This window comes from Micromonospora sp. NPDC052213, assembly GCF_040679695.1.
In the GTDB taxonomy this organism is placed as follows: domain Bacteria; phylum Actinomycetota; class Actinomycetes; order Mycobacteriales; family Micromonosporaceae; genus Micromonospora.
Genome location: NZ_JBFAVI010000263.1, coordinates 1 through 6,065 on the forward strand (window position 1 = coordinate 1; position 6,065 = coordinate 6,065).

The window sequence follows — 6,065 nt, forward strand, 5'->3', positions numbered from 1 at the left end:
CAGGTGGTGGTGGTGTCGGGGCGGACGCCGTCGGCGTTGGTGGAGGTGGGTCGTCGGGTCGGTGGGGTGCTGGCTGATGGCCGGGTGGGGTTGGCTGATGTGGCGTACACGTTGCAGGTGGGTCGTCGGCATTTCGAGCGTCGGCGGGCGGTGGTCTGCCGCGACGCCACCCAGGCCGCGGCGGCCCTCACCGGAGCGGACCCCGAGCGGCTGCTGACCGGCCGGGCCGGCGACCTCCCACCCGCCCTGGTGTTCCTCTTCCCCGGCGGTGGCAGCCAGTACGTCGGCATGGGGCGCCAGCTGCACGCCACCGAGCCGGTCTTCGCCGAGCACCTGGACCGCTGCGCCGATCTGGCCCTCGCCCGGCTCGGCTACGACCTGCGCGAGGCGGTGCTCGCCCCCGACGGCGACCGCCGTGCGGCGGAGATCCTCGACACCACGGCGGGCCGGCTGACCGCGCTGTTCGCGGTGGAGTACGCCCTGGCCGTGCTCTGGCAGTCGTGGGGCGTACGCCCGGAGGCGATGCTCGGGCACAGCAGCGGCGAGTACGTGGCCGCCTGCCTGGCCGGCGTGTTCGACCTCGCCGACGCCATCGACACCGTGGCCCTGCGCGGCCAGCTCATCGACCGGCTGCCCGACGGCGCCATGCTCGCCGTCAACCTCCCCGAGCACGACGCCGCCCGGTACGCCGGCGACGCCCTCGACGTCGCGGCCGTCAACGGACCCGAGCAGACCGTGCTCTCCGGCCCGGCCGCCGCCGTCGAGGCGGCCCGGGCGGCGCTGGACGCCGACGGGGTCCGCGCCAAACTGGTCCGGGTCCGCCAGGCGGCGCACACCCGGATGCTGGACCCGCTGCTCGCCGAGTTCGCGGCGCACATGGCCACGGTCACGTTGCGGCCCCCGCAGGCGCGGGTCGGCTCCAACGTCACCGGCACCTGGCTCACCGCCGCCGAGGCCACCGACCCCGGCTACTGGGTGCGCCACCTGCGGGCCACCGTCCGCTTCGGCGACAACCTGCGGGCCGCCGCCGCCCTGCCGGACGCCGCGTTCCTGGAGGTCGGGCCGGGGCACGCGCTCGGCACGATGGCCCTGGCGATGAGCCGGGCGGCCGGCGCCGAAACCACCACCTCCATCGTGGCCTCCCTGCCCGCCGCCCCCGAGCAGGACGAGAACGAGACGCTGTTGAGCGCGTTGGCCCGGCTCTGGCTGGCCGGGGCGGCGATCGACTGGACCGCCTTCTCCGCCGGCGAGCAGCGGCGCCGGGTGCCCCTGCCGACCTACCCGTTCGAGCGCCGCCGCTACAGCCTGCTCAACGGATCGACGCCCGTCGCCCACGAGGCGCCGGCGACGGCCGGGCCGAAGCACGACCGGCCCGACCTGCCCACCGAGTACGAACCACCGCGCACCGAGATCGAGGAGACCGTCGCGCAGGCGTGGCGGGAACTGCTGGGCTACCGGGAGATCGGCGTCTTCGACGACTTCCTGCTGCTGGGCGGGGACTCGCTGCTCACCGGCCGGCTGGTCGCCCGCCTCCAGGACACCTTCCAGGTCCCGATCACCGTCGCGGAGGCCTTCGCCCGGCGCACCGTCGCCCAGCAGGCCGACCTGCTCCAGGACCGGCTCCTCGCCGAACTCGAAGGGCTCTCCGACTCCGACGCCGAACGGCTGATGAGCGAGGCGGACCCGTCGGAGGCGGGGCGATGACGGCGACCCGCGGCACCACCGCCACCTCGATCCCGCTCCGGCCCCCCGGGCGGCCCGCCCCACTGTCGTTCCAGCAGCGCCGGCTGTGGTTCCTGGACCGGCTGGTGGGCCGGGACGCCGGCGTGCACAACATGGCGATCACGCTGCGCCTGTCCGGCCCGCTCGACGTCGCGGCGCTGGACCAGGCACTGCGCCTGATCCGTACCCGGCACGAGGCGCTGCGCACGACCATCCACGACGACGGCGACGAGCCGGTCCAGGTGGTCGAGCCGGTCGACGACACCCCGATCGAGACGCTGGACCTGACGGCGGTGCCCGACGACCGGCGCCCGGCGCGACTCGACGAGACCGTCGCCGCGCGCGCCCGGAAACCGTTCGACCTGCGCCGCCCGCTGATCCGTACGCTGCTGGTCCGCCTCGCCGCCGACGAGCACGTGCTGCTGGTGACGATGCACCACATCATCGCCGACGGCTGGTCCGGTGGCGTGCTGGCGCAGGAACTGGCGGAGGGCTACGCGGCCCTGCTGGCGGGCCGGCAGCCGCGGCTGCCCCACCTGCCGTTGCAGTACCCCGACTTCGCGGCCTGGCAGCGCGCGTACCTGACCGGGCCGGTCCTGGAGCGGCAGCTCGGGTACTGGCGGGACCGGCTGGCCGGCGCGCCGCTGGTGCTGGACCTGCCCACCGACCGGCCCCGGCCCGCCGTGCAGAGCCACCGCGGCGCCACCCTGCGGCTGGACCTGCCCGCCGACCTGGCCGCCGCCCTGCAACGGTTCAGCCGCGCCGAGCAGGTCAGCCCGTTCATGCTCGGCCTGGCCGTCTTCGCGGTGGTGCTGTCCCGCTGGTCCGGCCAGCAGGACCTGGTCATCGGCACGCCGGTGGCGAACCGCACCCGACCCGAGCTGGAGCACCTGTTCGGCTTCTTCGCCAACACCCTGGCCCTGCGTACGCGGCTCGACGGGGAGCCGACCCTCCGGCAGTTGCTCGACCGGGTGCGCGGCGACCTGTCGGCCGACTTCGCCCACCAGGACGTGCCGTTCGAGATGCTGGTCGACGCGCTGCACCCGGTGCGTGACCTCAGCCGGCACCCCGTCTTCCAGACCCTGTTCAGCTGGCAGGACGAGCCGATGCGGCCGTTCCGGACCGGCGAGCTGGTCGTCACGCCGATCCCGCAGCACAGCGGCAACTCCCAGTTCGACCTGTCGTTCTACGCCCACCGCACCGGCGACGACGCGGTCTTCTGCATCGTCGAGTACGCCACCGACCTGTTCGACGCCGACACCGTGCGGGGGCTGGCCGACCAGTTCGTCGTCGCGCTGCGGCACGCCGTGGCCGACCCCGACCGGCCGGTGGCCCGGCTGCCGCTGCTGGACACCGCGCAGCACCACCGCGTCACCGTCGCCTGGAACGACACCGCCGTGCCGGTGCCCACCGCCTGCGTGCACGACCTCGTGACGGCGCAGGCCGCCCGCACCCCGGACGCGGTCGCGCTGACCTGCGGCGGGCGGGCGCACAGCTACCGCGAGCTGGACGAGCGGGCGGAACGGCTGGCCCACCGGCTGCGCGCGGCCGGCGCCGGCCCGGGCCGGCTGGTCGGGGTCTGCCTGCCCCGCGGCGCCGACCTGGTGATGGCCCTGCTGGCGGTGCTGCGCTGCGGGGCGGCGTACCTGCCCCTCGACCCGGCGCACCCGGCCGGGCGGCACGCCGACCTGCTGGACGACGCCGGCGCCGAGCTGGTGGTCACCGCGGACGAGTGGGCCGACCGCTTCCCCGGCCGGCGGACGTGCCCGCCGCACGCCCCGGCCGACGACGCGGCGCCCGACACCCCGCTGCCCCGGGTCGACCCCGACGCGCCGGCCTACCTGCTGCACACCTCCGGCTCGACCGGGCGGCCGAAGGGCGTGCTGGTGCCGCACCGGGCCGTCGTCGACTTCCTGGTCGGGGTCCGGACCTGCCCGGGCCTGCTGCCGACCGACGTGGTCCTCGCGGTCAGCACCATCTGCTTCGACATCGCGCTCTACGAGGTGCTCGCCCCCCTCACCGTCGGCGCGCACGTGGTCCTCGCCACGGAGGACGACGTCCGCCAGGGCGACAGCCTGCGCCGGCTCGTCCGGGAGCACCGGGTGACCGTGCTCGACGGCACGCCCTCCACCTGGCGGCTGCTCGTCGCCGCCGGCTGGGCGGGCGGCGACCTGCGGCTGGCGGTCTCCACCGCGGAGGCCCTCACCCCGGAACTCGCCGAGCAACTGCTCGACCGGTGCCCCGAGGTCTGGAACATGTACGGCCCCACCGAGACGACGGTGTGGGCCGCCGGCCACCGCGTCCGGCGCGGCGAGCGGCCCGTCCCGATCGGCCGTCCCACCCCGAACACCCGGCTGTACGTGCTGGACGCCGCCGGCGAGCCGGTGCCGCCCGGCGTGCCGGGGGAGCTGTACGTGGGCGGCGCCGGGGTGGCGCACGGCTATCTCGGCGCGCCGGCCACCACCGCCGCCCGCTTCGTGCCCGACCCGTTCGGCCCGCCCGGCGCCCGGTTGTACCGGACCGGGGACGTGGTGCGGCTGCTCCCCGACGGCGTCGTCCAGTACCTCGGCCGCTCCGACAACCAGGTCAAGCTGCGGGGCTACCGCATCGAGCTGGGCGAGATCGAGGCGACGCTGCGCCGGCACCGGTCGGTCGCCGACGTGGCGGTCCTGCTGGAGGGCGCCGACCCGGTGCGCCGGCACCTGGTGGCCTACCTGGTGGGCCGGGCCGACGACGCGCCGGACGCCGCGGAACTGCGGTCGTGGTGCGCGGCCACGCTGCCCGCGTACATGGTCCCCGCCCGGTACGTCGCGCTGCCGGCGCTGCCGCTGAACAGCAACGGCAAGGTGGACCGGCGGGCCCTGGCGCAGACGTCCGGGACGGACCTGACCGCCGGCGCCGCCGGGCCGGGCGCGCCGCTGGGGGCCACCGCCCGCCGGGTCGCCGAGGTGTGGCGCGACCTGCTGGGCCGCGACTGCGGCCCGCACGAGAACTTCTTCGACGCGGGCGGCCACTCGCTGCTCGCGGTCGAACTCCAGCGCACCCTCGCCGACCGGTTCGGCGTGGACGTGGCGCTGCTGACCATCTTCGAGGTCCCGACCATCGTCGGGCTGGCCACGTACCTCGACGCGGCGGCCGGTCCGGCCGCCGCCGCGCCGGCCGGTGCCGTACCGGCCATCGACGCGGAGTACGGCCGCCGACGGCGGTCCGCTCACCGGCTCCGGCCACGAACCGGCCCGGCCATCCACCAGCCACCGAGAGGGGAAGCCCATGACGCCGGCCCGAACCGCTGAGACCAACCCGGGCACCACCACCGCGGACCTGCCCGAGGAACTGGAGAACGCCCTGGCGGTGGTCGGCCTGGCGGGCCGTTTCCCCGGGGCGTCGAACGTGGCGGAGTTCTGGCGGAACCTGTGCGCCGGGGTGGAGTCGGTGACGTTCTTCTCGCCGGAGGAGTTGGCGGCGGCGGGCGTGCCGGAGTCGGTGTACTCGCACCCGAACTACGTGCCGGCGAAGGCCCGGCTGGACGGCGTGGAGCTGTTCGACGCCGAGTTCTTCGGCTTCAACGCCCACGAGGCGGAGATGACGGATCCGCAGCACCGGTTGTTCCTGGAGTGCGCGTGGGAGGCGTTGGAGGACGCGGCGTACGACCCGGCGCGTTTCCCGGGCCGGATAGGCGTCTACGCCGGCCAGTCCATGAACACGTACTCGCTCTACAACATGATGCGCAATCCCGCGCTGGCGCAGGCGTTCTACCTCGACTACCTGCCCATGATGATCAGCTCCAACGACGACTTCCTGGCCACCCGGGTCGCGTACAAGCTGGACCTGCACGGCCCCGCGATGACGATCCAGACGGCGTGCTCGACGGGGTTGGTGGCGATCCACCAGGCGTGCCAGTCGCTGCTGGCGGGGGAGTGCGACATGGCGCTGGCCGGCGGCGTCGGCGTGAAGATCCCGGAGAACGTCGGCCACGTCTACCGCGAGGGCACCGGCCTGTCCCCGGACGGGCACTGCCGGGCGTTCGACCGCAACGCGAGCGGCATCGTCGGCGGCAGCGGCGTGGGTGTCGTGGTGTTGCGGCGGTTGGTGGATGCGGTGGCGGCGGGGGATGTGGTGCATGCGGTGGTGCGGGGTTCGGCGGTGAACAACGACGGTGGTGGTAAGGCGGGTTTTACGGCGCCGTCTGCGGTGGGTCAGGCGCAGGTGGTGGCGGATGCGTTGGCGGTGGCGGGGGTGTCGGCGTCGTCGGTGGGTTTTGTGGAGGCGCATGGGACGGGGACGCCGTTGGGGGATCCGATTGAGGTGGCGGGGTTGACGCGGGCTTTTCGGGTGGATGCGGA

Annotated in this window: 3 protein-coding genes; all 3 read left to right on the top strand. The window is 74.9% G+C overall.

The genetic code is table 11. The features are described from left to right. Nucleotides 1-1,704, top strand: a 1,704-nt coding sequence (locus AB0L34_RS32380; protein WP_363709310.1) for an acyltransferase domain-containing protein, incomplete at its 5' end; no start/stop codon positions are given. Continuing rightward, a complete protein-coding gene (locus AB0L34_RS32385) occupies nt 1,701-5,015 on the top strand; it encodes an amino acid adenylation domain-containing protein (RefSeq protein WP_363709312.1) in 3,315 nt (1,104 codons plus the stop codon). The genes AB0L34_RS32380 and AB0L34_RS32385, both read left to right, overlap by 4 nt. Next, nucleotides 4,993-6,065: polyketide synthase (locus tag AB0L34_RS32390; RefSeq protein ID WP_363709314.1), on the top strand; the 1,073-nt coding region annotated here is incomplete at its 3' end. The genes AB0L34_RS32385 and AB0L34_RS32390, both read left to right, overlap by 23 nt.